General features: G+C 44.1%; 27 protein-coding genes. 12 read left to right on the forward strand and 15 right to left on the reverse strand.

Translation table 11 applies throughout. The features are described 5' to 3' along the window. Positions 1 to 31: 31 nt before the first annotated feature. From pheS to rpmI, 3 genes are all read right to left on the reverse strand, one after another. Positions 32 to 1,087, reverse strand: a complete 1,056-nt coding sequence (gene pheS / locus ACSUPM_RS12825) for a phenylalanine--tRNA ligase subunit alpha (RefSeq protein ID WP_037026232.1) — start codon at positions 1,085 to 1,087, stop codon at positions 32 to 34. Between the two features lie 357 nt (positions 1,088 to 1,444). Continuing rightward, positions 1,445 to 1,801 carry a 50S ribosomal protein L20 gene (rplT, locus tag ACSUPM_RS12830; protein ID WP_025651520.1) on the reverse strand — a complete coding sequence of 119 codons (357 nt, stop codon included), beginning with the start codon at positions 1,799 to 1,801 and terminating at the stop codon, positions 1,445 to 1,447. Positions 1,802 to 1,925: 124 nt separating this feature from the next. Then, positions 1,926 to 2,123 carry a 50S ribosomal protein L35 gene (rpmI, locus tag ACSUPM_RS12835; RefSeq protein ID WP_025651519.1) on the reverse strand — a complete coding sequence of 66 codons (198 nt, stop codon included), beginning with the start codon at positions 2,121 to 2,123 and terminating at the stop codon, positions 1,926 to 1,928. A gap of 638 nt (positions 2,124 to 2,761) precedes the next feature. Here rpmI and ACSUPM_RS12840 point away from each other — a divergent pair. From ACSUPM_RS12840 to ACSUPM_RS12870, 7 genes are all read left to right on the forward strand, one after another. Beyond that, on the forward strand, positions 2,762 to 3,205 hold the full coding sequence (locus ACSUPM_RS12840) for a thioesterase family protein (RefSeq protein WP_025651518.1): 444 nt from the start codon (positions 2,762 to 2,764) through the stop codon (positions 3,203 to 3,205). Between the two features lie 153 nt (positions 3,206 to 3,358). Beyond that, the gene (gene hisIE / locus ACSUPM_RS12845) at positions 3,359 to 4,213 is read left to right on the forward strand and encodes a bifunctional phosphoribosyl-AMP cyclohydrolase/phosphoribosyl-ATP diphosphatase HisIE (protein ID WP_025651517.1); all 855 of its coding nucleotides are present in this window, start codon (positions 3,359 to 3,361) and stop codon (positions 4,211 to 4,213) included. 217 nt (positions 4,214 to 4,430) lie between these two features. Beyond that, positions 4,431 to 4,700 (forward strand): Sec-independent protein translocase subunit TatA, encoded by a 270-nt coding sequence (tatA, locus tag ACSUPM_RS12850; protein ID WP_025651516.1) that lies wholly within the window; start codon positions 4,431 to 4,433, stop codon positions 4,698 to 4,700. Between the two features lie 62 nt (positions 4,701 to 4,762). Further along, a complete protein-coding gene (gene tatB, locus ACSUPM_RS12855; RefSeq protein WP_025651515.1) occupies positions 4,763 to 5,461 on the forward strand; it encodes a Sec-independent protein translocase protein TatB in 699 nt (232 codons plus the stop codon). After that, positions 5,461 to 6,318, forward strand: coding sequence for a twin-arginine translocase subunit TatC (tatC, locus tag ACSUPM_RS12860; RefSeq protein ID WP_350588140.1), 858 nt, complete (start codon positions 5,461 to 5,463; stop codon positions 6,316 to 6,318). The genes tatB and tatC overlap by 1 nt, the downstream gene beginning before the upstream one ends. A gap of 171 nt (positions 6,319 to 6,489) precedes the next feature. Continuing rightward, on the forward strand, positions 6,490 to 7,989 hold the full coding sequence (locus ACSUPM_RS12865; protein ID WP_350588139.1) for a UvrD-helicase domain-containing protein: 1,500 nt from the start codon (positions 6,490 to 6,492) through the stop codon (positions 7,987 to 7,989). 64 nt (positions 7,990 to 8,053) lie between these two features. Then, positions 8,054 to 9,073, forward strand: a complete 1,020-nt coding sequence (locus tag ACSUPM_RS12870; protein ID WP_350588138.1) for a tRNA dihydrouridine synthase — start codon at positions 8,054 to 8,056, stop codon at positions 9,071 to 9,073. A 47-nt stretch (positions 9,074 to 9,120) separates the two neighbouring features. Here ACSUPM_RS12870 and ACSUPM_RS12875 read toward each other — a convergent pair whose 3' ends face one another. Together ACSUPM_RS12875 and ACSUPM_RS12880 are read right to left on the reverse strand one after the other, a co-directional pair. Beyond that, positions 9,121 to 9,546, reverse strand: a complete 426-nt coding sequence (locus ACSUPM_RS12875; protein WP_025651511.1) for an MAPEG family protein — start codon at positions 9,544 to 9,546, stop codon at positions 9,121 to 9,123. 14 nt (positions 9,547 to 9,560) lie between these two features. Further along, positions 9,561 to 9,974 carry an OsmC family protein gene (locus ACSUPM_RS12880; RefSeq protein ID WP_025651510.1) on the reverse strand — a complete coding sequence of 138 codons (414 nt, stop codon included), beginning with the start codon at positions 9,972 to 9,974 and terminating at the stop codon, positions 9,561 to 9,563. A 512-nt stretch (positions 9,975 to 10,486) separates the two neighbouring features. Between ACSUPM_RS12880 and ACSUPM_RS12885 the strand changes: the two genes are divergently transcribed. Then, the gene (locus ACSUPM_RS12885; RefSeq protein ID WP_350588137.1) at positions 10,487 to 11,008 is read left to right on the forward strand and encodes an RNA pyrophosphohydrolase; all 522 of its coding nucleotides are present in this window, start codon (positions 10,487 to 10,489) and stop codon (positions 11,006 to 11,008) included. A 151-nt stretch (positions 11,009 to 11,159) separates the two neighbouring features. Here ACSUPM_RS12885 and ACSUPM_RS12890 read toward each other — a convergent pair whose 3' ends face one another. From ACSUPM_RS12890 to ACSUPM_RS12905, 4 genes are all read right to left on the reverse strand, one after another. Beyond that, positions 11,160 to 11,525 (reverse strand): zinc-binding dehydrogenase, encoded by a 366-nt coding sequence (locus tag ACSUPM_RS12890; protein WP_350588136.1) that lies wholly within the window; start codon positions 11,523 to 11,525, stop codon positions 11,160 to 11,162. Between the two features lie 58 nt (positions 11,526 to 11,583). Next, entirely contained in the window at positions 11,584 to 12,285 is a 702-nt protein-coding gene (locus tag ACSUPM_RS12895; protein WP_350588135.1) for an alcohol dehydrogenase catalytic domain-containing protein, read from the reverse strand. Between the two features lie 406 nt (positions 12,286 to 12,691). Then, the gene (locus ACSUPM_RS12900) at positions 12,692 to 13,510 is read right to left on the reverse strand and encodes an NRDE family protein (RefSeq protein WP_025651506.1); all 819 of its coding nucleotides are present in this window, start codon (positions 13,508 to 13,510) and stop codon (positions 12,692 to 12,694) included. Positions 13,511 to 13,998: 488 nt separating this feature from the next. Further along, entirely contained in the window at positions 13,999 to 15,630 is a 1,632-nt protein-coding gene (locus ACSUPM_RS12905; RefSeq protein ID WP_025651505.1) for a DUF4139 domain-containing protein, read from the reverse strand. A gap of 303 nt (positions 15,631 to 15,933) precedes the next feature. Between ACSUPM_RS12905 and lgt the strand changes: the two genes are divergently transcribed. From lgt to ACSUPM_RS12920, 3 genes are all read left to right on the forward strand, one after another. After that, complete coding sequence (gene lgt / locus ACSUPM_RS12910; protein WP_025651504.1) at positions 15,934 to 16,818, forward strand: prolipoprotein diacylglyceryl transferase; 885 nt, start codon at positions 15,934 to 15,936, stop codon at positions 16,816 to 16,818. 121 nt (positions 16,819 to 16,939) lie between these two features. Continuing rightward, on the forward strand, positions 16,940 to 17,827 hold the full coding sequence (locus ACSUPM_RS12915; RefSeq protein WP_201582815.1) for a thymidylate synthase: 888 nt from the start codon (positions 16,940 to 16,942) through the stop codon (positions 17,825 to 17,827). Positions 17,828 to 17,890: 63 nt separating this feature from the next. After that, positions 17,891 to 18,463: a dihydrofolate reductase gene (locus tag ACSUPM_RS12920; protein WP_101211429.1), complete on the forward strand. Its 573-nt coding sequence runs from the start codon at positions 17,891 to 17,893 to the stop codon at positions 18,461 to 18,463. An 84-nt stretch (positions 18,464 to 18,547) separates the two neighbouring features. Here ACSUPM_RS12920 and uvrC read toward each other — a convergent pair whose 3' ends face one another. Then, positions 18,548 to 20,392: an excinuclease ABC subunit UvrC gene (gene uvrC, locus ACSUPM_RS12925; RefSeq protein WP_352287737.1), complete on the reverse strand. Its 1,845-nt coding sequence runs from the start codon at positions 20,390 to 20,392 to the stop codon at positions 18,548 to 18,550. Between the two features lie 160 nt (positions 20,393 to 20,552). Beyond that, complete coding sequence (locus tag ACSUPM_RS12930; protein WP_173240041.1) at positions 20,553 to 22,079, reverse strand: DUF3360 family protein; 1,527 nt, start codon at positions 22,077 to 22,079, stop codon at positions 20,553 to 20,555. A 553-nt stretch (positions 22,080 to 22,632) separates the two neighbouring features. Here ACSUPM_RS12930 and ACSUPM_RS12935 point away from each other — a divergent pair. Further along, positions 22,633 to 23,190 carry a DUF4442 domain-containing protein gene (locus tag ACSUPM_RS12935; protein ID WP_101211236.1) on the forward strand — a complete coding sequence of 186 codons (558 nt, stop codon included), beginning with the start codon at positions 22,633 to 22,635 and terminating at the stop codon, positions 23,188 to 23,190. 278 nt (positions 23,191 to 23,468) lie between these two features. On the opposite strand, the gene rplS is transcribed toward ACSUPM_RS12935, so the two are convergent. From rplS to rpsP, 4 genes are all read right to left on the reverse strand, one after another. Then, the gene (gene rplS, locus ACSUPM_RS12940) at positions 23,469 to 23,897 is read right to left on the reverse strand and encodes a 50S ribosomal protein L19 (RefSeq protein WP_025651498.1); all 429 of its coding nucleotides are present in this window, start codon (positions 23,895 to 23,897) and stop codon (positions 23,469 to 23,471) included. Between the two features lie 199 nt (positions 23,898 to 24,096). Then, a complete protein-coding gene (trmD, locus tag ACSUPM_RS12945) occupies positions 24,097 to 24,867 on the reverse strand; it encodes a tRNA (guanosine(37)-N1)-methyltransferase TrmD (protein ID WP_173240354.1) in 771 nt (256 codons plus the stop codon). 147 nt (positions 24,868 to 25,014) lie between these two features. Next, positions 25,015 to 25,548 (reverse strand): ribosome maturation factor RimM, encoded by a 534-nt coding sequence (gene rimM / locus ACSUPM_RS12950; protein ID WP_101211238.1) that lies wholly within the window; start codon positions 25,546 to 25,548, stop codon positions 25,015 to 25,017. Positions 25,549 to 25,721: 173 nt separating this feature from the next. Then, the gene (gene rpsP, locus ACSUPM_RS12955) at positions 25,722 to 25,991 is read right to left on the reverse strand and encodes a 30S ribosomal protein S16 (protein ID WP_021812802.1); all 270 of its coding nucleotides are present in this window, start codon (positions 25,989 to 25,991) and stop codon (positions 25,722 to 25,724) included. Positions 25,992 to 26,129 lie beyond the last annotated feature (138 nt).

A 26,129-nucleotide genomic window follows, 5' to 3' on the forward strand; every position in this document is an offset into this window, starting at 1 on the left:
AGGAGCACTTTTTATATGAACAAGGAGCGCTCTAGCCAAACTGTTTTAAGAAGCGTACGTCGTTTTGGAAAAACAGGCGCAAATCGTCAATGCCGTAGTACAGCATCGCAAAGCGCTCAATACCCATACCAAAAGCAAAGCCGGTGTATTTATCGCTATCAATACCGCAGTTGGTTAGCACTTGTGGATGCACCATACCGCAGCCCATGACCTCAAGCCATTTACCATTATCATCGAGGATATCGACTTCAGCAGAAGGCTCAGTGAATGGGAAAAATGACGGACGAAAACGAACAGTCAATTCTTTAGCAAAGAACGCTTCTAAGAACTCACTAATCAAGCCTTTTAGCTCAGCAAAAGTGCTCGATTCAGTAACCATTAAACCTTCTAACTGATGAAACATCGGCGAATGGGTTTGGTCCGAATCATTACGATAAACGCGACCTGGACAGATGATACGAATCGGAGGTTCATTCTTTTCCATGGTACGAATTTGCACGGGACTGGTATGCGTACGCAATAGATAGTGCGCATCGAAGTAGAAGGTATCGTGCATCGCCCGTGCTGGGTGATGCGAAGGGATATTAAGCGCCTCAAAGTTATAATAATCGCTTTCAACTTCAGGGCCAGTTGCGACATTAAAACCTGCTTGTATAAAGTACTGCTGCATACGCTGAGTAATCATCGTTACTGGATGCAAGTGACCTTTTTGGCCACCGCGAGCAGGCAAAGTGATATCAATGCTTTCGCTTGCAAGCTTAGCATTTAGTGCAGCCACTTCTAGCTGCTGCTGCTGCGCCGTCAATGCATCTTGAATACGGCTACGGACTTGATGTAACCAGCCGCCATAGGTTTTTTTGTCATCGCTACTGAGTTTACCCATCTGCTTTGACCAGCCAGTTAGCGGGCTCTTTTTGCCTGTCAATTGTACGCGCAAATCTTGCAGCGCACGTACATCAGTTACTTGTAGGATCAACGCTTCAGCAGCACTGGCCAGCTCAGTGAGCTGAGCTTCAGTTAGCTCGCTGAGCTCTGTAGACAAGGTCGGTAGCGCCGACAAATCGGTGGTAGCAGCAGGGGTAGTCATAAGACGCATTCTTCCTGATTTAAACGGACTATTAGTAATAGTGATTTATAATTGTAGGGATTTGACCAAATATTGCAAACCATTTACCCATTCATTGTAAATTAAAGACGTGTTACAGAAATGGCTTGAATATTTAGACAATGAAAAGTGCAACTTCCCTAAAAGCGTTTTACATCATAACGGTAATAAAACCGACCGTAAAATAATTTAATATAAAAAAAGCCACCGACCAGCGGTAGCTTTTATTAATATCGACCTGTTAATCAATATTAGTCCTATCCATTTAGATAATCCCTTATGAGTAAGTAACTATAGATAATCACTTAACAAGCGGCATGCCTAAAGGACAGTTAATATTTATGCTAGGGCTGCTTTTGCTTTTTCGACCAAGGCTGTGAAAGTTGCTGCATCATGCATAGCGATGTCAGCAAGTACGCGACGATCAACAGTGATGTTAGCCAATTTCATGCCATTGATAAAGCGGCTGTAGCTTAAACCGTTTAAGCGTGCACCAGCATTGATACGTGCAATCCAAAGACGACGGAAAGTACGTTTTTTGTTGCGACGGTCACGATAAGCATATTGACCAGCTTTGGTCACTGCTTGTACCGCTACGCGGTAAACACGTGAACGGGCACCGTAGTAGCCTTTTGCGCGCTTTAAGATTTTTTTGTGACGGCGATTTGCCTGTACACCACGTTTTACACGGGCCATAAATTACTCCAAGATATTGTTAAGCGATTAACGATGTTATGAAATGAATGTTAGTAAATAACAGACATCGTTGTCAGATTGCAAAGTCACATATTTTTAATTAAAAATAGATGACGATAGTCGACTAGAGGTATGGGCACATGCGACGAACTGCTGCTTCGTCAGATTTGTCCACCATCTTTAGACCGCGCAACTGGCGAATACGCTTAGCTGATTTCTTGGTCAAGATATGGCTTTTGAAGGCTTGCTTACGCTTAAAGCCATTCGCTGTTTTTTTGAAGCGTTTAGCTGCACCGCTTCTGGTTTTCATCTTATTTTTCATGATGATTTGCCTCTTTGTCTTTAATAGAACCTGGTCGTCAAATAGTCAATAACGAATAGTGGCTTTAAAAACAACCACTAAACCTCTATTTGCCTCGAGGTGGGAGGCGCTATTTTAGCAGATAGTGCGCTGTTTTGCCAAGGAAAGTTTTAGCCTTACCTTAATAGGTTCTGTCTGGTTATTATTAGGGTCTATTGAACATTCAAATGTGGCACTGGTGACGGCTATTTGTGAATGTTCAATAGACCCTAGTAAATCACGATTTTTTTTGCAAATAGATTGAATGTCAGCTTGAGCTGTGCTTAAGTAGACACTAAGCGGCGCTATACCTTAAAGCGACGATAAACGACGCCATTTATCGCCTATATTTGTCTTGGATTATACGCGGCTCGTTGCTTTTGGACTGCTAGGGCGTGTCCTCATTTTAGAAATGGTCATAAAAATGAGATAAATTGCCGTCAAATGAGGAAAATAGCGCAAATAATATCAGGATATTAATCAGCTATTTGACGATGTTTGGCAAAATTTAGCCATTTTTAGCCCATTTAGATACAAGCGCTTGAATTGAGGACACGCCCTAAGCTCGCTTGCCAAGCGCTCAAAAAATTGATTATGGACAATCATTCTAGGAGAAAGCGTTGTCAAACCAAGAATTAAACTTTGATGACGGAATATTTGTGTTTGAAACGGTGATGCGCGTGCGCAATACCGAAATTGATATGGGTCAACATTTAGCCCTAGAGTCATTGACCGGTTTGCTGACGGAAGCTATGCAGCGTTTTTTATACGCCAAAGGTATTAAAGAGATTAACGCTGATCATCAAGGCTTGATTATTAATGAGTTACAGCTGAATGTTTTCAGCTGTGTACGGGCGCGTGAAGAGCTTTTGTTTGAGGTGGGCGTTGAGCCACTTTATGATAATGGCGGCAATATCGTGTTCAAAGCCACACGCATGCACAATGGCGAAATAGTGGCAAAGGCCAGACAGCATTTTGTCAATTATGACTTTCGCCTTAATAAAGTAACCACGCTGGATAATACGATTAAAAAAGCCTTGTATCCGCAGTTGTTCGAGCTCTGATAAACACTGATATAACCCATCAATTTACGTAGTCCATCAATAGACGCAAGCTATTTATTTATCTTATCAGTAGATAGCCAATACTGATATTGACTTTTATTTCTGACCACTTAATTATTGACCACTTCCTAATTATAAGACGACAGACAGATTATGACTTTACCTGCTTGGCTAACTGCCATAAAGTTTAACGCTGATGGTTTGATTCCTGCGATTGCTCAAGACCATGCGTCGGGGCGCATTTTGATGATGGCGTGGATGAATGCTGAAGCGCTTCAATTAACGGCACAAACAAAAACCGCCGTGTATTTTTCACGTTCGCGTGCCAAGTTATGGCATAAAGGCGAGTCATCAGGACATACTCAGACAGTCCATGATATTCGCTTAGATTGTGATGCCGATGTGATTGTGTTGAGCGTGACTCAAGCTGGGGGTATCGCCTGCCATACGGGTCGCGAGTCTTGCTTTTATCAGCGTTTGGATTTGTCTGGGCAAACGCCGCAATGGCAAACTGTCGATAAGGTATTAAAAGACCCTGCAGATATTTATCAATCAGATAAAACCGCCAGCGCTACTGATCACAACCACGATACTGCTGCGCTTAATGCGGATAATGCTAATAACGCCGCTGAAAATCATAATACCCAAACGGACAATACCTCTATTTTGCAACAGCTTGATAAGGTATTGGCAGAGCGCAAGCAAGCAGACGCTGACAGCTCTTATGTGGCAAGCTTATACGCAAAAGGGTTGAATAAAATCCTAGAAAAAGTGGGCGAAGAAAGCACAGAGAGTATCATCGCTGCCAAAGATTTTGCCCATTGTGATGAAAATACGGACAAAGCACAATATGACGAAGCGCGGCACGAGCTTATCTACGAAGTGGCCGACGTTTGGTTTCATACTTTGGTTGGGCTGGCATGGTTCGATATAGAGTCGGACGCGGTGTTGAATGAGCTGGGACGACGCTTTGGACTATCAGGCATCGATGAAAAAGCGGCTCGATAACTTGTGAAATTACAAAGATAACTTGTGGAACTCTAGAATAAGCATCTTCCTTGTTTGATTATTATTGCTTTCACCTTTTTGTCACAATGGTAGGTTATAATATAGCTCTTTTTAGCTTCGCATCTTACGTCTATATTTTTTGTTTAATAGATCTATATTCTATAAAATAAAGGCATTCATATATAGATATCGCAACCAAGACATTAAGGATACCATTATGGGCAGTTTTTCCATTACGCATTGGCTGATATTATTGGTGGTAGTGGTGGTCGTATTTGGCACCTCAAAGCTTAGAAATGCAGGAAAGGATTTGGGCGGTGCTGTTAAAGGCTTTAAAGAGGCAGTCAAAGACGAAAATGCAGAGCATGCCAAAAAACAGGTGGTTCTCGATCATGATGGCAATGCACACCCAACAGATCGCGCCGCAACCAATAAAGTGAAAGATAGCGATATTGACACTGTGCCTGTTGACGATAAGCACCATTGATAATACCGAGTATAGTGCTGGGTATAATACTGCTAGCATCTAGATAGTGATAATCAACCATTATGTTTGATATTGGGTTTTCTGAATTACTGCTCTTTGGCGTTATTGCCTTAATTGTCTTGGGTCCAGAAAAACTTCCCCAAGCAGCGCGTACTGCTGGGCAATGGTATGCTAAAATTCGCCGTACGGTCTCTACGTTACAGTCTGAAATAGAGGCTGAGCTTGACTTGGCTGAAACGCGGCAACAAATGCAAAAAGAGCTGGCTAAAATCCGTGAGACTGAGGCGGAGATGCGGCGTGAGATGGCAGAAATGCGCGGCAGTATGCAAGAGTTTGAGTCTTCACAGAACCAGACTCTAAAAGCTGCGCATGACCCAGACGCTGATCATGCTAATAATGACAAAAGCAATCACCAGCAAGATGCTAGCGGTCAAAAAAACACGCCATCTATCACGCCCAAGGTATTCGACTACGCCTACGGTCAGGACGAAACAGCAACAGATTCTGAGCAATTGCTGAAACACGCTACTGACGACGAAACCTCAAAAACTGCCTCTATTGCTAATACTCAACCAATTACTCAAGCCATCACCACCAAGCCATGGGAAAACATGTGGTTTCGTTTGGGCGCTTATGATAAGGCACGACGCTTACCTGCAGCGCCCTATTTACCAAACTATAAAGCAGATATGTTACTAAACCGGCCTTTAGACAGCGCTTTAAACAAACAGCTTTCTGTTAATAAGCAGGAGACTGATTAGTGGGTTTATTTAAACGCAAAAAGAGTCGCCAAGAAAAAGTCGCTGACGCAGACCGAGAGCAAGTAGCTGATACCGCGATTGATGAGGACTCTAATGACATATTAGCCTCACTCGCTGATATGCCAATCACTGAGCATCTGATTGAGCTACGCTCGCATTTAATCAAAATATGCGTGGCAGTGTTGGTCATATTTTTAGCGTTAGTTGGGTTTTCGCGCGAGCTCTATAATTTTTTATCCGATCCATTGGTCGCTCAGCTACCCGCCAATTCGACCATGATTGCCACGGATATCACCTCCAATTTCATGGCGCCGATACGCCTGACCGTTTTTGTCGCTGCCTTCTGTGCCATGCCCTATATTTTGTATCAGATTTGGTCATTTGTCGCACCGGGGTTGTATAAAAAAGAGAAAAAAATCGCGATTCCTGTGCTTGCGTCATCAATTTTTTTATTTTATGCGGGTGTGGCTTTTTCTTACTTTATCGTGCTCAAAGGCGTGTTGAAATTCTTTATCATGTTTGCGCCGCAGAATGTCTTGCCGATGACGGATATCGACAGTTATTTAAGCTTTGCACTTAAGCTGTTTATGGTGTTTGGCCTGACTTTTGAGATTCCAGTGGTGACCTTACTGTTGATATTGGTGGGCATTGTCTCCATTCAAAGCCTAGAAGAGAAACGTCGCTATATTATTGTGGGTTGTTTTGCCGTGTCAGCAGTCGTTACACCGCCTGATGGTGTGTCGATGTTGTTACTCGCCATTCCCATGTGGCTATTGTTTGAGTTAGGGCTTCTATTAGCAAAAATCTTAATCAAAGAAAAGCCTAATTCTGATTCGACAGCCGTAGATAACGAGTAAAAAAACACAGCCCCTATAGTAATTGTTTTCGACTGTCCTCTACCCCATTTATTAGCTTAGTAGTTATTAGCCTTACTAAGCGTCATCATTGTCCGCCAGCCATTGTTTATCCAGTGGCTTTTTTTACCCCCATGGTTTTTACTCACTTTTAGTCTTTTAGGTAGTTTTATTATGTCCGCATCTATGCCAGCTTATATGAGCGATCCCACTGATGAGCAGCTGAGCGCGCTTAATATGGCAATGGATCACAAGTCATTTAAAGTGGTCGCTTATGCAGGCGCAGGTAAAACAACGACGCTCAAATTAATCGGTGAACGCTTACGTGGGCGCGGCTTATATCTAGCCTTTAACAAGGCGATTGCCAACGATGCGCGGCAAAAATTCCCAGGTCACGTGGATTGCCGTACCTTTCACTCACTCGCCTATCGTCATGTCGCCCGTGATATTACCGCCAAACTGTCGTTGCCACGCTTTTCACCCAAACGTCTGGGTGATGATTTAGGCTTACAACCGGTGCAAGTACGTCGGCAAATGGATGGGGTTAATAAATATATCACCCTCACGCCAGCACGCTTGTCGCGCTTCGTTAGTGATGCGGTGAACAATTTTTGTAGTACGCATGCCAGTTATCCTGCACCACGGCATATTGAATTTCCAAGTTGGCTCGATGATTCTGATGCCGAGCAGCTGCGCGAGATGCTCTACCCTGCCGTTGAGCAACGCTGGCTACAATCGATTGATGCGCGCCATCCGGCTGGTATTGGGCATGATATCTATCTTAAATTATGGGCATTATCGAAGCCCAGTATTCCTGCGGATTTCATCTTGTTTGATGAAGCGCAAGATGCCGACCCCTTAATGATGGGGATTTTGACCCAGCAGCCACGGCAGGTGATTTATGTCGGCGACGCCCATCAGCAGATTTATGAGTGGCGCGGCGCGATCAATGCGATGAAAAAGCTGCCATTGCCGCAGACCTTGTTGACGCAGTCGTTTCGCTTTGGTGAACCGATTGCTGAGATTGCCAATACTTTGCTCAAAGCCTTGCAAGAAGACGTACCGTTAAAAGGCAACCCCAATAAGCAGTCTTCTACCGAAAAAGGCATGGCACACAGTAAAAAAGATGCCATCCTATGTCGTACCAATGCTGCTGCGATGTCGCAGCTATTGACTGGACTTAAACTCGGTCACCGGGTGGCACTACAAGCGGATACCGATCGTATGCTTAAGTTCTGTCAGGCAGCCGAAAATTTAAAGAATGGTAAATCGGCGTATGGCGTCCCTGAACTGGCATATTTTTATAATTGGGGTGACGTACAAGAATATTCTGAAACCAACGAAGGCAGTGACTTAAAAACTCTGGTTAAATTGGTCGACGACCATGGGACTAATGTACTCAGCCAAGCCGTGAATAGCCTATCCAGTATTGAAAATGCCGATTATGTCATCTCAACCGCGCATAAAGCGAAAGGTCTTGAATGGGGCAAAGTACAGCTCGATGATGATTTTTATTATGATGTGACCACCAATGCGGTCAAGATAAGCCCAGAAGAATTGCGTTTGCTCTATGTTGCTTGCACACGTGCGCAAAGCAATTTGGACATCCATCATATCAAAGACTTGATATCAGGATTGCAGACGGGTAAAAAAGTGATTTTTGGCAATACTTAATGTTGCTCGAGCTCACACTTTATCGCCTTTGTCATTCTCAATTTATAATGTTGACTCTCCGATCATGAATCATAATCAGCAACTTCAGACACGCCAAAACACCATACAACAGTTATTTGCCAATCCCGTTCGCCTGCTCGCGCCAATGGAAGGCTTGACCGATCCATTAATGCGGCAAATTTTGACACAGATTGCCACAGACTTGGGTCGTCCTTATGATTGGTCAGTGAGTGAATTTATTCGCGTCACCCAAACTGTCTTGCCCGCGCATGTGTTTTATAAGTACGTGCCAGAGCTGCATTATGATGCCAAAACTGCATCCGGTACGCCGATTCATATTCAGCTACTCGGTAGTGACGCGCAGTTGATGGCTGACAATGCCGCTTATGCTGCCGAGCTTGGGGCGCCGGCCATTGATATTAACTTTGGTTGTCCGGCTAAAACGGTAAATAGCCATCGTGGTGGCTCAGTGCTGCTTGATGAACCTGAAGTCATGTACGAGATAATCAACACAGTAAGAACAGCAGTACCTAGCGATATTCCTGTATCCGCAAAGATTCGCTTGGGCTATACCGACACCAGTCGCATGGATGATATTCGCAGTGCGATTGAAGACAGTGGTGCTGATTGGCTAACCATTCATGCACGGACAAAAACCCAAGGTTATAAACCGCCAGCCTATTGGGATAAAATCCAAAACTTTTATAACTTAGATATTCCCGTCATTGCCAATGGTGAAATATGGAACGCCGAGCATGCACAGAATTGTATGACGCAAGCGGGGACCAATCATTTGATGTTAGGTCGCGGCGCGGTTACTCGTCCCGATTTGATTGCGCAGGTTGATGGCCATAATAATGATGCAGAAACATTGACCGCCTTAGTCTGGGAAGATTTAATCGTGCATCAGATTAAGTTCTTAGAAGGTGCCGCAAAAAGCGATGTGGTATTGGTCGGACGTTATAAGCAGTGGTTAGCGATGCTCACCAAAGGCTATAGCGAGGCAAAGATATTGTGGGACCGTATAAAGCGAGAAAAAAATAAAGCAGCTATTATTAGCGCACTACGAATGAGTGTCCGATAATAATACCTGCCTTTATTCTAAACTGGTCTTTCGATAAAAAACGAACGCTAGACGCTTACCCGAATGGCCAGATAAAAAAGCATCAAACAACAGGCAATTGATAATACCCAAAGTATCGAGCGAAACGTTGCCAAATTAGTAATATATGCCACGCAATAGCCAACCCTAATCAGCACATAAAGCCAAGCCAGCGTGTTGATAATTGATTGCGGTACAAAGAACAACATCGCCACCAATACCGCTGCCAAAAATACGGGTAATGTCTCATAGCTGTTTTGCTGAGCGGCATTAGCACGTGCTGCTGCGCCAGTCGTACTGTGTAAAAAGTCACGCGGATGCGCATTGTCAGCCAAGTTAAAGCCACCAATGGCTTTCGCAGTCAGTGCCATAGCGAGTGGTAACAGACTTGCCACCACCATCGCCCAAATCGCTGACGCTGCGGTATTAGGGATCAACCCAAAGAGTGCATTCATTAGTCTATTTGCCCCTACCCTGCAATCACTTCAAAATCATGGGTAATATTCACCCCACCTTGTACCAACATTCTACTGGCCGAGCAGTATTTTTCTGCTGATAAATGAATCGCCTTTTCAACTTGCTTATCTTTGATATCTTGACCAGTCACCACAAAGTGCATATGAATATCAGTATATACCGCTGGGACGGTTTCAGCACGCTGAGCTGTCAGCTCACAACGCACGTCTGTCACTGCTTGACGTGACTTTTGTAAAATCGCTACCACATCGTAGCTCGCACAACCACCTAGCCCTAGTAGGATTAGCTCCATGGGACTGGAACCCTTCTCTTTATCGGCATCGATTTGAACGTTATGTCCCGATGGGGACACGCCCATAAAGGCTTTATTTTCTTGCCACGTAACGCTTGCTTTTGACTCTGACATGTTAGATTACCCTTATTTTAATGTGTGATTTAAACGTTTTTTATTGGCTGAATATTTTATTTTTGCTTGAGATTAGCCCACTTACCATTTAGGGTTCAGATTGAGGACACGCCCTAGTGTAGCATAAGCTAAAACGAGATTTTAAAAAGCCACTGTCTTAGATTATTACCCTGAGCGTTTGATGAGTCTATTTTTGAGTGTTCACTTTGGTTAGTGAGATTTATCGTTCTGCTCTGAATATGCTTTTTTAAATATAACTTATATTTATCGTTATGGCGTCTAAAACTTACCTACAAAAATCCATTTATAACTGTCTGATTTTAAAGGGTTAAACTCGTGAAACATTTTATAGCAAAATACTGTTACACATTTGGGTTGTTTCTTGGTTTAATAACGGTAATGAATCTTATTTTTACCTGATATTGATAACTGTCACCCTATAATAATTATGATTGCTATCGTTGTGTCATGTTGAAATAAGCTATTTTTAGACAAATTAAAAAGGGTTAGTCATGATAGATGCAGACGGCTTTCGCGCCAATGTCGGCATCATCTTGGCAAATACACAAGGGCAAGTTCTGTGGGCAAAACGTATTGGTCACAACGCTTGGCAGTTTCCTCAAGGCGGTATCGACCGCGGGGAGACGCCGATGGATGCAATGTATCGCGAGCTCTGGGAAGAGGTCGGTTTACATCCGCGTCATGTAGATTTATTGGCAGTCACGCAAGATTGGTTGCGTTATCGGCTGCCGAAACGCTATGTGCGTCATGGACAGCACCCTTTGTGTATTGGGCAAAAACAAAAGTGGTTTTTGCTGCGCTTAGATGAGCCAAATACTCAACATATCCGCTTTGATGAGGGAAAACCGGAATTTGACCATTGGCAATGGGTCAGCTACTGGTATCCACTCGGACAAGTGATTCACTTTAAACGCGGGGTATACCGTCGTGCTTTGCAAGAGCTGGCACGTGAATTACCGCTTAAACAAGAACTGATTATCCCTGAGCATACCAACCATTTGCTTCTTACCTAGCCTCTGGTTTATTGTTTGTTTGTTAGTGAATATAAAAAATCCTGCATCTATTATGGATGCAGGATTTTTTATATTTAAAATAGCTAGGGCGTGTCCTCAATTCAACTGATAACAATCTAAATGGTGATGAAAATGAGGACACGCCCTAGATTTATGGTTTGATGGCAACCTTTAGTACGCCATCACGTTGATGCATAAATAAGTCATAGGCTGCAACAATATCGTCTAGCGCGTAGGTATGTGTGACCATCTCAGATAAATCGACACGCCCTGACTCCACCACATTTAATAGACGACGCATCCGTTCTTTACCACCCGGGCACAAGGCGGTGCGGATAGTATGATCACCAAGACCTGCTGCAAAGTGTGACATGGGGATGCTTAAGTCTTCTGAATAAACGCCAAGGCTTGATAGCGTACCGCCTGGTTTTAAAATTTTCAGACATTGTTCAAAGGTAGATTGTAAGCCCAATGCTTCGATACTGCTATCAACCCCGCGACCCGCAGTAATTTTCATAATCTCGTCAACGATATCCACTTCGTTAAAATTGAGGGTAATATCGGCCCCCAGTTTCTTAGACGAGGGTAATATCGGCCCCCAGTTTCTTAGACATCGCTAAGCGCTCGTTATTGCCATCAATAGCGATAATGGTAGACGCCCCTCTCAGCTTGGCACCAGCAGAGGCGCACAATCCAATTGGACCTTGCGCAAATACAGCCACGATATCGCCAATTTTGATATTGGCATTTTCAGCACCCTTAAAACCAGTAGACATGATGTCTGGGCACATCAGCACTTGCTCATCAGTCAGCCCATTAGGCACAGGCGCTAGGTTGGCCTGCGCATCGGGTACTAAAACGTATTCGGCTTGCGTGCCATCGATGATATTACCGAAGCGCCATCCGCCAGTCGCTTTATAACCATGACAAGGACAAGTCCCGTCTGGCCCGATGTAACCACCATCTTGTGAAGGAAAGCCATCTTGGCTGGCATAAGAAGTAAAACTTGGGCAAATCGCGCCAGCAATCACTCGTTGACCTTCTTCATAACCCATCACCGCACTACCGAGCTTTTCGATAATACCGACTGGCTCATGACCAATGGTCAACCCTTGAGCAACGGGATACTCACCCTTAAAAATATGAATATCGGTGCCGCAAATGGTCGTTGTAGTGATTTTTATAAGAGCGTCATTGGGCCCAACATCGGGAATTTTCTTCTCTGCAATTTCAATTTTACCTGGCGCAACAAATATTAGTGATTTCATCATACTCATGTCACACTCCTTGTTTTGACACTGTTTTCACACTTATTTGATTCATACTAGGGCGTGTCTTCATTTCAAAAATGGTGATAAAAATGAGATCAATTGCCGTCAAACAAGAAAAATAGCGTAGATAATATCGGGATATTAACCAGCTATTTGACAATGTTTGGCAAGGTTTATCCATTTTTAGCCCATCTAGATGAGTATTGAGTGAATTGAAAACACGCCCTGGCTGTCATTTAATAGTCAGTAATTGCATTAGATACTAGCAGTAAATTCTAAGCCCCTACTCAGTGAGTGTAAGCCATAAGCGCGACACTTTAAAGCAAAAACCACAATTACTTTAGGGTTTTTAAAATTGCCTACTGGTTCGTGTGAGAACAAGGGTGCATATGACTGAAAATAAGTGATTGTTTTATTCACCAACTGCTGAGTGTGGGTACTCGCGACTGACAATCTGAGCTGTAAAATTTGAGCCTTTATCCTCATCACGCAACGTTAAGATACTTTGAGTGCGAGTGCCATAAGTTGGTACGTTCTTAGCACTATCGCCAAAAGCGACAGGCTCGATGTAAATAGAAGACAAGGTTTGCTCAATCTCATTGGTCATGCCAGTATCTGGCAGCTTGTCCGCTGGTGCTTTGATATTATCTGACAGCACCTCAAAGGCCGCCTGTTGCCAGTATGCAGGTGAGCTATTCTCAGCAATCAAGGGCAATACTTCTTGCCGCAGTCTGCCACGTAGGCGCTCAGTTTTGAACCAGCTATCCTCTGGCTGACCGTTAGAGATAACGTGCAATCCTGCATGTAAGGGCGTGGGAGCATGACCACGATTATTAACGAGGACCGCTTGGGTCGCATCACCTATAATTAAATTGAAGCCAGCATAGTCTTGCAAACTGATTTGCCGTGCAAACTCTATCGGGCTTAGCGTACTGGTCAAGAAATCGGTGACCAGTTCACCACGTGAGCGTTCGTCATTACTTGCCTGCACGCCATCGCGAAAGTTCAATACCGCTGCCCAACGTCCGTTTTGCTCATATAAATCGTCATATGACTTTTGATAGATACCTAACCAAGTACCGCCGCTTTGTTTATCGCGTCCGGCATAGATAGGGTGATCAGCCCATTGATGTAACGGCTCGGTTGGGCGCTGCAAAAACTCATCGCGATTGGACAATAAAACCAAAGGTAGCTCATCAAATAATTGCCAAGCAATGGCGACGATACACATAGCATTCCTTTTATATGATTATTATATAATCGTTCCGATATCAAAAAGGGTCGTTCAAAATAGCGTCCTGCTGGTATAAATTTTCCTAGCTTGCTGTGCGCTTCGCACTCCAGAGGCTTCAAAAAATTTATCCTAACAGCACTCCCATCGGTATTATATTTTTTTCAATTGAATCGATTATATAGGGTCTGATGAACATTCAAATGTGGTACTGGCAGCGTCTATTTTTTAGACAATACGCAGTGAAATTTTTGACGACTAGTCGTTCTAGGTTAGACAATTTCGCCATGTATTGGCAAAAAATAGCCCTGCCCCTGCTTGTATACTTGGGGCTGATACTAAAATCATCCCAAACGTTGTTGTAAACCTAGCTAAGGTCTCGACATTATCGTCGGTTTACGCCTGATTTGATAAAAGGTTTGGGACGATTTTAGCGATCAGCAGTCCTACTATTTGAATGTTCAACAGACCCTAGTTCTTATTTAGCATTAATTGGTGTTTAACTGCTTATCAGCCGGATAGCTAATTTGATAAGTAGACTGCATCACTTGCGACTGTTTACTCGGCAAATCAAACTCCCAAGCGACCATACCTTTATTGTCATTCCAGTCTTTTTGGCTCACTGCTGGGGTGTGCATCGCAGTGACTTTGATACTGTCATCACTACTAACCGGCTCACTACCCAAAACTTGTAAATGCACGCTACGATTGTGCTGGTTGGTGAACTGATAGGCTTGGATGGTCGTTCTGGTTTGCTGACGATTAAACACGCCTTTATCACCTTGTTTGTCTTCATCAGTGAGTTGCTTGACCAGCATACTGGGATCGATGCCAAAACCAATACCCTGCTCTTTTAGATTCTGGTAGCTATAGCGCGATTGCCCGACATAGTTGTCATCACGGTACAATTGCAAAGAGCCATCGACCCAAGCCGGAGTCAAAAACGGTGCGGATGCGTACCAGTAGCCAGCGGCTTCCACACTCGGGGTACTACGAATCCACAGCTTGCTACTGCCTGATTGCTCATCAATAACCGTCCGTACCCGCCTGCCATCACTTGGAATACTAATACGCTGCGGCAGTCGATATTCGGTGATGCCGTTTTTATTCTGACTGCTCACGCTAAAGCTCGGTAGCGGTGGCATCTCTGCAGCCCCTGCTCCGCCATAGCTATCACTACCTACAACAACGACTGGAGCAGACTCCATCATAGGCTGTGCATAGCGTGACAATTTACTATTTGGCTGTTCTTCATATAATGACAAGCGCTCGACTCTTGGTAGTTGGCTGGTCGTAGTTTGAGTGGGATTAACTGAGCTTAATACCAAAGGAACCTTTAGCCAATTCTCCCCTGTTTGCTGGGCAATAACGGCAGAGGCGATGATGTTTAATTGTTTGCTCTCCGTGTTGAGACGTGCTTGATAGGTCGGCTCCCAACTGGCGCCGCGCACTTGATAATGCAGCTTGACGCTGCTTGGCGAACGACTTGCGACGCGCACACTCACTTGCGTCACACTATCCTGTGCTTGAGTTGTACTGCCAGCCATCAGCTGGTTCAGCGTATCTTGCGCGCGCGCTTGGCGCTGCTGAATATTCAAAATTCTTTTATTGATACTGGCCGCTTGCGTCTCTACCTCACGCGCATTATCGGCAAGGCTACCCTCTGTACTCATTTGCGTGACCTTGGTAAGGTTTTGCAAGTAGGCTTTTGCTAAGCGTGCCGCCTCTAACTCCGCATTAATCGCGTCCAAATTATTCTGCTGCGTCTGTACGTTGGCATCACCTTGATATTGACACTGCGCCGCTTGTTCAGCGCTTAAGGTTTCAATGCTAACTTCGCCAATATTAACGCCATTAGCCGCTTGCACACTCAGGCTGTCTTTATCGATATAAGGGGATAAACAAGAAAAAACCAGTGTTTGCTCGCCACTATTAGTAATGGGTAACGCACGGGTGACACTGGCTAAGCCTTGATAAATCGTCACTTGCTCAATACTGCTATTGGCTGCCTGAGCAGGAGTCACACTTAAAGCCGCTATGCCAAATAAACTCAGCGACATTAACCGCGTTTTAGCAATCAACTTAGATGATATTGCCACTTTGGATAAATCAGCTTGCATAATCATTCCTTAAAAGTACGTTTAATCCATTAATAGGTTTCATTAGCGCAAGCCCATGCTCTGTAACGCTTTATTAAACATGATGCTATATTTATTATAATCGTTATTCTAAGCATTATTTCTTAAAGCACTTTTCTAAAGGAGCTTTTTTATATCTTAGCGGTTTTCTATCTTTCTTTCTAGATGTTACCAGTAGCAGATAAGTTGTTACGATGGGATTCGCCTAATAGTAATTTGGTATGCCTAACAAACTATTTTTGCTATTATGACCCACATTCTATTATCAATAATAATGATATCCTTATGATGATTCATCCGCAATATGACCCTGTCGCGCTGTCCTTGGGTCCGGTAGAAGTACACTGGTACGGACTGATGTATTTATTGGCCTTTGCCGCGGCGTTCGGTCTAGCATGGTATCGCAGTACCAAACGCGACAGTTGGACCACCGATATGGTCTCTGATTTGGTCTTTTATGGCGCGCTTGGTGTCATTTTAGGTGGTCGGATCGGTTATGTGTTGTTTTATCAGTTCGGCGAGCTGTTGCAAAATCCGGCGTACCTTCTCAAGGTTTGGGAAGGCGGTATGTCATTCCACGGTGGTTTCATCGGCGTGATGCTCGGTATGTGGTTCTTCGCCCGTAAATATAAGAAGACACCTTTTCAAGTCTTTGACTTTATCGTTCCTTGTGTACCGACGGGCTTACTGTTCGGTCGCATCGGCAACTATATCAATGGGGAGCTGTGGGGCCGTGTCTCTGATGGCGGCTATAACTGGCTGACGTATTTCCCGCAAGCGGCTGCCTTTGATATGCAGCAATTACAGACCAATCCTGAGCTACAAGAATTGATGCTTGAGGTAAATGGACAGTATTTATTGCCGCGCCACCCATCGCAGTTATACGAAGCCTTAGCAGAAGGACTGCTATTGTTCCTTTTCTTATGGTGGTATTCATCGAAGCCGCGCCCGCGTATGGCTGCGACGGCTGTATTCTTGTTGGGTTATGGCATTAGCCGCTTTATCATCGAATTCTTCCGCCAGCCAGATGCTGACCAAGGGTTTGTGTTGTTAGGTTGGATGACCAAAGGTCAAATACTCAGCGCACCGATGATTATTGCAGGCTTCATCCTACTGATTTATGCTTACAAACGCGGTATCTATGACTGGGGTAAGCAAGCGGCTTATTAAGCATTATTTTGTATAAAGCAATCTTGTATAAAGCAATCTTGTATAAAGCAGTACTTTGCCCCAAAAACCCTGTTAATCACTATATCAATGATGCGTTTTAGCAGCGTAGAAGAGTAACTTTATGAGCACTAGCAACTCCATTAGTCACCACAAGCAGAGTAAAAATGAGCAAGCCTACTTGGATTTGCTGCGTCAGGTTATGAGTGAAGGCACTGAAAAAGGCGATCGTACCGGTACTGGTACGCTAAGTCACTTTGGCGCGCAACTGCGTTTTGACTTAGCATCAGGATTCCCATTATTAACCACCAAAAAAGTCCACTTCAAATCTATCGTTTATGAGCTATTATGGTTTTTAAGCGGTAGTACTCACGTTGATTACTTACAAGCAAATGGCGTGCGTATTTGGAATGAATGGGCAACGGCTGAGCAGACGGCGCGCTTTAAGCGTCCTGCTGGGGATTTAGGGCCCGTTTATGGTCATCAGTGGCGCAATTATGGCGCGAGTAAGCGTGACGATGGCAGCTATAATAACGATGGTGTCGATCAAATCACCCAAGTCGTTGAGCAAATCAAGACCAATCCCAATTCACGACGCTTGATCGTCTCCGGCTGGAATCCCGGTGAAGCAGAGCAAGTCGCTTTGCCACCTTGTCACACACTATTTCAGTTCTTTGTCGCGGACAATAAACTGTCCTGCCAGCTCTATCAGCGCTCAGCGGATTTATTCCTCGGTGTGCCGTTCAATATCGCTAGCTATGCGCTGTTGACCCATATGGTCGCGCAAGTTTGCGGACTAGAGGTTGGTGAGTTTATCTGGACGGGTGGCGATTGTCATATTTACCAAAACCACCGTGAGCAAGTCGAGCTGCAACTGACACGTGAGCTCTATACGCTTCCAACATTAACACTTAGCCCTGATGTTAATGATATTTTTGCTTTTAAATATGAAGATATTAGCGTCGATAGCTACGAGTCGCATCCTGCTATCAAAGCAAAGGTTGCTGTATAGCATTTGTCTGACTAAATATTTTAAATAAGAATAGCATTTTATAGATAATAAAAAGGATACGTTATGAGTTATGCCCACACTGAAGTCGCCCAAGTTGCTGCTATCAGTAGCAATCGTTGTATCGGTAAAGACAATGCACTGCCGTGGCATATCTCAGCAGACTTGCAGCACTTTAAAAAAATGACGACCAAAGATAACGATGGCGCTATTCAAGGTATCGTCATTATGGGGCGTAAGACTTTTGAGTCAATGGGCAGCAAGCCGTTGCCAAAGCGGGTAAGCTTTATCATCAGCACTCAGATGGATTATGCTGATCAACAAGGCCTTGTGGGCAAAAACAACGCTTATGTCGTACATAATTTAGATGATGCCTTAACGCAGGCGGCAAGTCTGGCACATGGTGCGCACCTTGATACGATTTGGGTCATTGGCGGTGAGCGGGTATTTAAAGAAGCGATGATGTATACCGATCGCATTGAGCTGACTCATGTAGATACCGAAATCGCTGATGGTGAAGCCTTTTATCCTAAAATACCAAATGACTTTACAGTGGCAGAAGAGTCTGAGCAGATGCACGATGAAAAGAGTGATTTAGATTTTAGATTTGTGACTTATAAAATAAAAGCTGCTGAATAACTGTCGCTCACTCATTAGAAATGATTGAAAAATTGGGGCTGTCTTAGATATTTCTAGGACAGCCCTTTTTTACGATCAATCAGATTACTCATGCAATACTTTATAAACCGTTTTCGCCAAAATGGGACCAATCCCCTGCACACCTGCCAGCTCTTGTTGTGATGCTCCAAGCAATTGCTGCATTCCGCCAAAGTGATTCAGCAAGTCACGACGACGCTTTTCACCAAGCCCCGGTATGACCTCTAGCACTGATGATGAACGGCGCTTATCACGCTTCTTACGGTGCGCTGTGATGGCAAAACGATGGGCTTCATCACGAACGTGCATCAATAAATGCAACGCCTTGCTATCCATTGGCAAATCAAGCGGCTCATGATCGATAAAGTGCAATACTTCAAGTCCGGCCTTACGCCCCTCACCTTTTGCCACACTAATGAGCAGCGTATCATTAAGAATACCCAACTCGGTCAATACCTCTTTAGCGATGCCAAGTTGACCTTTACCACCATCAATCAGCAATAAATCAGGCAGCGGCTGCTTCTTATAACGCCGTGTCAGCACTTGCTTCATCGCGGCATAGTCATCGCCACCGACAATATCATGGATGGCATACTGACGATAATCACGGCGACGTGATCCACCTTGGTCAAAGACAACGCAGCTACCGATGGTCGCCTCACCCATCGTATGCGAGATATCAAAGCATTCAATTCTATCAATCGTTCGCTCAGTGACATCGGCCAATACGTCTTTCAATGCGCCAAAGCGCGAATGCAGCTCTAAATAATCACCCAACTTAGTCTTAAGCGCATTATTCGTGTTCAATTTTGCCAAATCTAACCATTCGGCACGATGTTCACGTACGTTGGTTTTGATGACGACTTTGCTACCAAAATGCGTTGCCAGTGCTTCACTAACTGCCGTCTGATCGGGTAGCTCATGACTGAGTATAATTTCTGCTGGCAAGTCATCCGTCACCTGAAAGTAGAACGAGGTAATAAAGGCAGATAAATTATCAGCAAGCGGCTCGCTACTATCGACGTCAGGAAAATAGTTCTTACCGCCAAGCACACGCCCGCCACGGACGGTCAGTACGTTGACACAGGTCATGCCTGCCTGACTGGCAATAGCAATCACATCGGCCTCGCCCTGCACAGTATAAACGGCTTGCTTAGCTTGGACTTCACGCAGCATAGACAGCTGGTCACGATAAAAGACCGCCTTTTCAAAGTCTAATTCTTCGGCGGCACCTTCCATCTTTTCAATCAAAGCACTATGAATGTCGCTAGAGTCGCCTTTGAGAAAGCGAATGGTGTTATTCACATCCTCTGCATATTCTTCTGGCGATACCAAGCCCACGCAGGGCGCACGGCAACGCTTAATCTGATACTCAAGACAAGGGCGCTTACGTTGCTTGAAAAAGGTATTGGTACATTGGCGCATCTGAAACATTTTTTGCATCAAAACCAATGTCTCTTTTGCCGCGTGAGCAGAGGGAAAAGGCCCAAAGAAGCGACCTTTTTGATGATTGCCTTTGCCACGACCATAAGCCAATCTCGGATAAGGCTTGTCCGCCGAAATAAACACATACAGATAAGATTTGTCATCACGCAGTAGCACGTTATAAGGTGGGCGATACTCTTTAATCAGGTTTTGCTCGAGCAGTAACGCCTCAGTCTCACTACGGGTAATAATGGTCTCAATGTTATGAATCCGCGCCACCAATGCCCGTGTTTTTGGGTGGTCAATCGTCTTAGCGAAGTAGCTGTTGACGCGGCTTTTAAGCGATTTGGCTTTACCGACATATAAAATATCGCCATTCTTACCCAGCATTTTATAAACACCTGGCAAATTTGGCAGGCGCTGAATCAAATGCTTTAGACGGGCTTTTTTATCATCGACGGGACTTGTTTCTGAGACGGTTACCATAGAATTTATTGCTCTCAAGATACTGATATATAGCTGTTTATGGGGCGATAGCGAAAGTTTTGCAAGGCAACTATCAGTGTAACGTCAGACAGAAAAAAAGCCAGCACCAAGCTGACTTTTTCTATAGTTTAAAATGCTACTTGTATTTTATAAAGCGCTGCTAGTGGCGAAAATTAGACATTAGCGCTGGAATACCCGGTAACATACCGACAATAGCCATCACGCCAGTCAATATCACAAAAGTAATCACAGGAATAATCCAACGGCTCATCTTTGATAAATTCGCACTACGTTCTTTAGAACCAATTAACCCTAGATTATCAAGCACAAGGGTAATCGACCAACCAAACGCAGGATTCACCAGTGCCGATGCAAAGACGACAATCGCAGCAGACTGCGTGGTTTTTCCTTCGCGTGTCATCTCCATACCTGCCTCAAGTAACGGAATAAAAACGCCGACAATCAGTGCCACACACATCACGGGCTCCCAAATAGCCAAGTCCATTGGATAGCCCCAGATACCTGCGATAACACAGAACAACCCTGTCAATACGGCACCTGCAGGAATAGGACGCTTAGCAATCGCTGCTGGCACAATATATGTACCCCATGATGAGGCAAAGTTTGCACCGCCCAATACTGAGCCTGCCACCTGACGAATAGAGGCACTGGTCATCGTATCATCGATATCCATTAACACACGCTCAGTGCGTTTTGGATAGCTGATTTTTTGGAACACCTGATGCCCTAAAAAATCTGGCGACCACATCGCCACTGCTAATACTGCAAACGGTAGCACCACGATAAAGCTTTCAACGGTTGGCAGACCAAGCATCCAACCTGTATCTTCACCCCACCAATACATTGGGCTCATATTTGGTAAGCCTGGCCCTGTTTCAAAAGCAAAGGGTGCGCCCATGGCAAAGGCTACTCCACCACCTAACAAGCAGCTAAGTGGCACTGCCAGCCAACGCTTTTGGAAGTTCTCTAACACCGCATACAGTATAATGGTCAATAAAATCACTACGAAGGCAATATGCGCCATGCCGATGCCTTCTGCCCAAGCAAAGAGGTTTTTGACTTGTGAGGTAGTACCAATAAAGCCTAGATAAAGCAATAAACCACCGCACACACCTTTACTGGTCAAGTTTGCCAGTAGACTCCCCCCTTTGCTAATCGCCAGTAATAAGCCAAAAGCACCGATGAGCAGACCAAAAGCCATCGGATGCCCACCAGCGGCAACCACGATAGGGATGAGCGGAATCAGTGGACCATGCGTACCAGCAAGGTTGGCGGTCGGTAGCAGAAATCCTGAGAATAAAATAACGAAGAACGAGACAATCAATAGCTCATAACGGACGTTTTCTAGGACAAAAGCATCGCTTAACCCAAGTGGCCCTGCAAAAGTGGCGGCAATAGCGCCCACCATAACCACTTTACCAATGGTCGCTGCCATCGCCGGAATGGTATCTTCATACTCAAAACGATAATCACGGAACGGCAAGTTCATGCGCCAGCGTTTTGGCTGCATAATCTGTAGTTCATGATTGAGATAATCATCACGGCTATCAAAGCTTGAGCTTGGCTTATGCAAATCAACATAGCTGCCTGATAGGTCGTTGTGGTTATCGGACGAATTTGGCGGTTGCGCATCGGACCCTGAAACGGGAATCTGGAGGTCACTCATCACACTTCCTTATGTCGACTGATGGGTTTATGCCCTACCGATTTATTTGGCTAGTGCCTGATAAATCCAATCGGTCAAAGCAAATTTGCGGGTATTGTAAGTCATCGACCGCCATAATGCGAGTTTTTATGGTTTAAAAGAGACCATTTGTATCATTATTAATGGCATATAATGATCAACATAACCATGTGATGAAGAGATAAAATAAAGAAGTATGATATTGTGTAACGAACGTACTAATAGAAAATAATCGAGTACTTATGATATATTTTAAGATGAAAAATTGGCTTTAAAAACTCTGTCACTTATCTACTGCACTATAATTAAGAATTTGCTGGGTAAAACTGGTTTTTATATAGCAGAAAATTCGTCTATCAGTTACGCTTTAACGCTGGTGGCTGTTGGCGTTTTTTATTATGATAAATATCTTTTGCATGGCTATGAATCAATAGCAAACCTACCATCGTCAGGTGCTTGTGCGCTTTTGATAAAATAATTCATAAACTAAAAATAGCCCAGCAGACAAGATTGAAAAAGGCAACAGGACATATCTATGAGTTTATTACCAAAAAATCTTGAGACCCTAAAACGTAAGGCTAAAAAAAATATCATGCCGCTACTGGCACCGCATTTACTTAAACTGCGCATCAATACTTACGCGCCTTATGTTGGCGCGGGTATCAAAATTGAGCATATCAATCTCGATCAAGGGTTGTGCGTGGTAAGCATGGGGCTCAATGCTCTGAATAAGAATATCGTCGGTACCCAGTTCGGCGGCAGCTTATATTCGATGGTAGATCCCTTTTATATGCTCATGCTAATGCACCAGTTGGGCAGTAGTTATGTGGTGTGGGACAAAAGCTCACATATCGACTTTGTCGCGCCAGGTAACAGTAAAGTAATTACTCGGATGAAAATTCCTAGTACCGAACTCATCACTATTCAAGAACTGGCCAAAGACGGTGACGCTGTATTTCGTGAATATCAGGCGGATATCTTTGACGATCAGCAGAAGTTGATCGCTACTGTCACCAAGACTATTTATATACGCTTGCGCAAACACAGCAAATCAAAGAATCAAAGCAGCCGTATGGATGTGCTCGATACTTAGTCAGTTGTTAATTATTAGTTGCTTATTAGCTGAAGTGGTTGCTTAGAAGAATAGTTGACCGTTAAGCGGCTACTGATCATTTTTGTGAACCTTACATACATTTTTGAACCCTACATACAAAAACCCCAATCTAGCATGCGCATAGATTGGGGTTTTGTCTTTTTTGGTATGGCCCGCTTATTTATATGATAAACCTATGAATAAGGGCTTGTATCTACTATTACCTTACTTTAATCAACTGTAAATTATACAGCCAACTAAAGACGGCAAGCTTTTGCTTAAATACCCGGTGCAGTTTCAACTGCATCAGGAACGCGAGCGTCAGTTTTTGCTTTGACAACTTTAGGTGCACGCGGAGCAAGTTTTTCGCGGATACGGGCTGATTTACCAGAGCGCTCACGTAAGTAGTACAGTTTTGCACGGCGAACCGCACCACGGCGTTTCACTTCAATGCTGTCAATAATTGGTGAATGCAATTGGAATGCACGCTCAACACCAACACCGCTTGAGATTTTACGTACGGTAAACGCTGAGTTTAGACCGCGGTTACGCTTAGCAATTACAATGCCTTCAAAAGCCTGTAGACGCTCACGCTCACCTTCACGTACTTTAACTTGAACCACAACGGTATCGCCGGGTGCAAAGCTTGGGCGCTCAATCAATTGAGCATTTTCGATGACCTGAACCAATGGATGCTTGTTGCTCATGAGAGTTATCTCCTCACATTAGATAATAGAGGCTTAACGCATATCACCTGTTTGTAATAATTAATCATAGCTATTATCAACATCTTGTATTAATAACAACTACAACGTAAATGGATTATAACCAACGGCCATTATGCTATGACTCGTTTTATTATTGCTCAAAATTTTATTGCTTAACTGTTTATGTTTTTGACCGTTATTAACGTGGCTTTTTATCTGCTTTTGCCAATGCTTTTAGCCATTTCGCTTGCTCTACTGTTGGGGTGAACGCTTGCCATAAGTCGGGACGACGCGCTTGCGTGCGACTGACTTGCTGACTAAAGCGCCACTTAGCGATATTGGCATGATGTCCTGAAAGTAATACTTCAGGAACCGCCATACCCGCAAACTCATGCGGCTTGGTATAGTGTGGACAATCAAGCAAGCCATCGACGAACGAGTCTTGCTCAGCTGATTGATCATCACCCATAATATCAGGCAGACGACGTATCACACTATCCATCATCACCATGGCTGGCAGCTCACCACCAGTCAATACGTAATCACCCAACGACACTTCCAAGTCGACATACTGCACCAGTAAGCGCTCGTCAATACCTTCGTAACGACCACATAATATAATCATGCCATCATACTCAGTCATACTGACCACACTACTTTCGCTAAGCGTCTGTCCTTGTGGCGACATATAAATCACCGGACAATGCTCACTGTCGACACGGCAGCCATGTTGACCCGCTCGCAAGCGCGCATCCTCGATAGCTATTGATAATGGCTCAGCCATCATCACCATCCCAGGACCGCCACCATACGGGCGTTCATCAATACGGCGGTAGTTATCAGTGGTATAATCACGCGGGTTGATACATTCAATCGTCACTTGCTCCTGTGTGACTGCCCGACCCGTGATACCAAACTCACGAATCGTAGCAAACATCTCAGGAAAAATACTAATGACGGCAAAATACATCTGATGTCTACTTGCACAATGGCTAATAAAAGCTAAATGAATCGGTGTAACTATTAACGATGCTCAGCGATAAAGCCGAAACTTATATCAGCAAAGCTTGTCTTAATAAGACCTTATTAACCATTACTGATTAATTATTGCTTATTATTAATAATCACTTGGCCATGCCACAAGCACCGTTTTCGCAGTCATATCGACCTGCATCACGGTTTGCTTATGCCATGGAATCAGGCGTTCTTCTTTATCTAAACTGTCTGAATTAGGCGCCACGCGCATGATGTCATGGGCACCGGTTTCAAACATTTCAGCGATATTGCCTAGATACTCATCTTGCTCGTTCATCACGCGCAAGCTGACCAAATCCGACCAATAATATTCATCTTCCGCTGTTTCTGGCAAGACGTCTTGCTCGACCCAAAGGGTTACCCCATTCATAGTCTCCGCAACATTGCGATCAGGAACCTGCTCAAATTGAGCCACGATTCCTGTGCCTTGTTCACGCCAAGCTTTCACAGTCAGAGGTTTCATGCCAGTGGCGGTTTTCATCCACCACGGCTGCATGGCGAATATCGCCGTACGATCATCTGTGTCGCTAAATACCCAAAGCCAACCTTTGATGCCATAAGGCTTCTTAAGCTGACCGATTTTCATAAGAGCACTAGCGTTTGGAACAGATGACATAACGGCTAACCTAACAATGATTAAAACATTTCAATCAAAAGCGATAAACGCAATCAAAAGCGATAAACAGTTAATCGCGCACCCTGGTCAGACCAGTTACGCTATATTTTCTAAAGTCTACTGAGCTATGCCCATAATCACACTATCAGCATTTCAGTAACAGCAAGAAAAACTTAAGCAGTTGCTTCAGTTTGAGCTGCAGACTTGTTGTAAGCTTTTGCTAATGAAGCAACGCGATCAGAAGGTTGTGCACCTTTGGCGATCCACGCATTGTACGCTTCCATGTTCAGACGTACTGCTTCTTCAGACTCTTTAGCGAGTGGGTTAAAAAAGCCGATGTTTTCAATGTAGCGACCGTCACGCGCGCGGCGTTGATCAGCAACAACTACTTGATAAAATGGGCGTTTCTTGGCACCGCCCCGTGCTAAACGAATAACAACCATGTGAATTCTCTCTTTCGCAGGTATACCAAAAAGGGCATAATTATAGCACAGTCTTATTTTATTGAAAACATAAACTATGCTTATTTAATTATTTATTAACAATAGCTTAAATACGCTTGTATGTAAATTGAAATTAAT

The sequence above is a fragment of the Psychrobacter okhotskensis genome (genome assembly GCF_965638355.1).
Classification (GTDB): domain Bacteria; phylum Pseudomonadota; class Gammaproteobacteria; order Pseudomonadales; family Moraxellaceae; genus Psychrobacter; species Psychrobacter okhotskensis.

Excerpts from the sequence above, each read along its gene's own strand:
- ACSUPM_RS12865 (WP_350588139.1), top strand. The coding sequence starts at position 6,490 with ATGTCCGCATCTATGCCAGCTTATATGAGCGATCCCACTGATGAGCAG.
- lgt (WP_025651504.1), top strand. The coding sequence starts at position 15,934 with ATGATGATTCATCCGCAATATGACCCTGTCGCGCTGTCCTTGGGTCCG.
- tatA (WP_025651516.1), top strand. The coding sequence starts at position 4,431 with ATGGGCAGTTTTTCCATTACGCATTGGCTGATATTATTGGTGGTAGTG.
- ACSUPM_RS12890 (WP_350588136.1), bottom strand. The coding sequence starts at position 11,525 with ATGAAAATTACTGCGGGTCGCGGGGTTGATAGCAGTATCGAAGCATTG.
- ACSUPM_RS12935 (WP_101211236.1), top strand. The coding sequence starts at position 22,633 with ATGAGTTTATTACCAAAAAATCTTGAGACCCTAAAACGTAAGGCTAAA.
- rpsP (WP_021812802.1), bottom strand. The coding sequence starts at position 25,991 with ATGGTTGTTATTCGTTTAGCACGGGGCGGTGCCAAGAAACGCCCATTT.
- ACSUPM_RS12930 (WP_173240041.1), bottom strand. The coding sequence starts at position 22,079 with ATGAGTGACCTCCAGATTCCCGTTTCAGGGTCCGATGCGCAACCGCCA.
- rplS (WP_025651498.1), bottom strand. The coding sequence starts at position 23,897 with ATGAGCAACAAGCATCCATTGGTTCAGGTCATCGAAAATGCTCAATTG.
- rimM (WP_101211238.1), bottom strand. The coding sequence starts at position 25,548 with ATGTCATCTGTTCCAAACGCTAGTGCTCTTATGAAAATCGGTCAGCTT.
- pheS (WP_037026232.1), bottom strand. The coding sequence starts at position 1,087 with ATGACTACCCCTGCTGCTACCACCGATTTGTCGGCGCTACCGACCTTG.
- ACSUPM_RS12880 (WP_025651510.1), bottom strand. The coding sequence starts at position 9,974 with ATGTCAGAGTCAAAAGCAAGCGTTACGTGGCAAGAAAATAAAGCCTTT.
- ACSUPM_RS12915 (WP_201582815.1), top strand. The coding sequence starts at position 16,940 with ATGAGCACTAGCAACTCCATTAGTCACCACAAGCAGAGTAAAAATGAG.
- ACSUPM_RS12900 (WP_025651506.1), bottom strand. The coding sequence starts at position 13,510 with ATGTGTATCGTCGCCATTGCTTGGCAATTATTTGATGAGCTACCTTTG.
- ACSUPM_RS12885 (WP_350588137.1), top strand. The coding sequence starts at position 10,487 with ATGATAGATGCAGACGGCTTTCGCGCCAATGTCGGCATCATCTTGGCA.
- ACSUPM_RS12905 (WP_025651505.1), bottom strand. The coding sequence starts at position 15,630 with ATGCAAGCTGATTTATCCAAAGTGGCAATATCATCTAAGTTGATTGCT.
- ACSUPM_RS12875 (WP_025651511.1), bottom strand. The coding sequence starts at position 9,546 with ATGAATGCACTCTTTGGGTTGATCCCTAATACCGCAGCGTCAGCGATT.
- trmD (WP_173240354.1), bottom strand. The coding sequence starts at position 24,867 with ATGTATTTTGCCGTCATTAGTATTTTTCCTGAGATGTTTGCTACGATT.
- rplT (WP_025651520.1), bottom strand. The coding sequence starts at position 1,801 with ATGGCCCGTGTAAAACGTGGTGTACAGGCAAATCGCCGTCACAAAAAA.
- uvrC (WP_352287737.1), bottom strand. The coding sequence starts at position 20,392 with ATGGTAACCGTCTCAGAAACAAGTCCCGTCGATGATAAAAAAGCCCGT.
- ACSUPM_RS12870 (WP_350588138.1), top strand. The coding sequence starts at position 8,054 with ATGAATCATAATCAGCAACTTCAGACACGCCAAAACACCATACAACAG.
- ACSUPM_RS12920 (WP_101211429.1), top strand. The coding sequence starts at position 17,891 with ATGAGTTATGCCCACACTGAAGTCGCCCAAGTTGCTGCTATCAGTAGC.
- tatB (WP_025651515.1), top strand. The coding sequence starts at position 4,763 with ATGTTTGATATTGGGTTTTCTGAATTACTGCTCTTTGGCGTTATTGCC.
- hisIE (WP_025651517.1), top strand. The coding sequence starts at position 3,359 with ATGACTTTACCTGCTTGGCTAACTGCCATAAAGTTTAACGCTGATGGT.
- ACSUPM_RS12895 (WP_350588135.1), bottom strand. The coding sequence starts at position 12,285 with ATGAGTATGATGAAATCACTAATATTTGTTGCGCCAGGTAAAATTGAA.
- rpmI (WP_025651519.1), bottom strand. The coding sequence starts at position 2,123 with ATGAAAAATAAGATGAAAACCAGAAGCGGTGCAGCTAAACGCTTCAAA.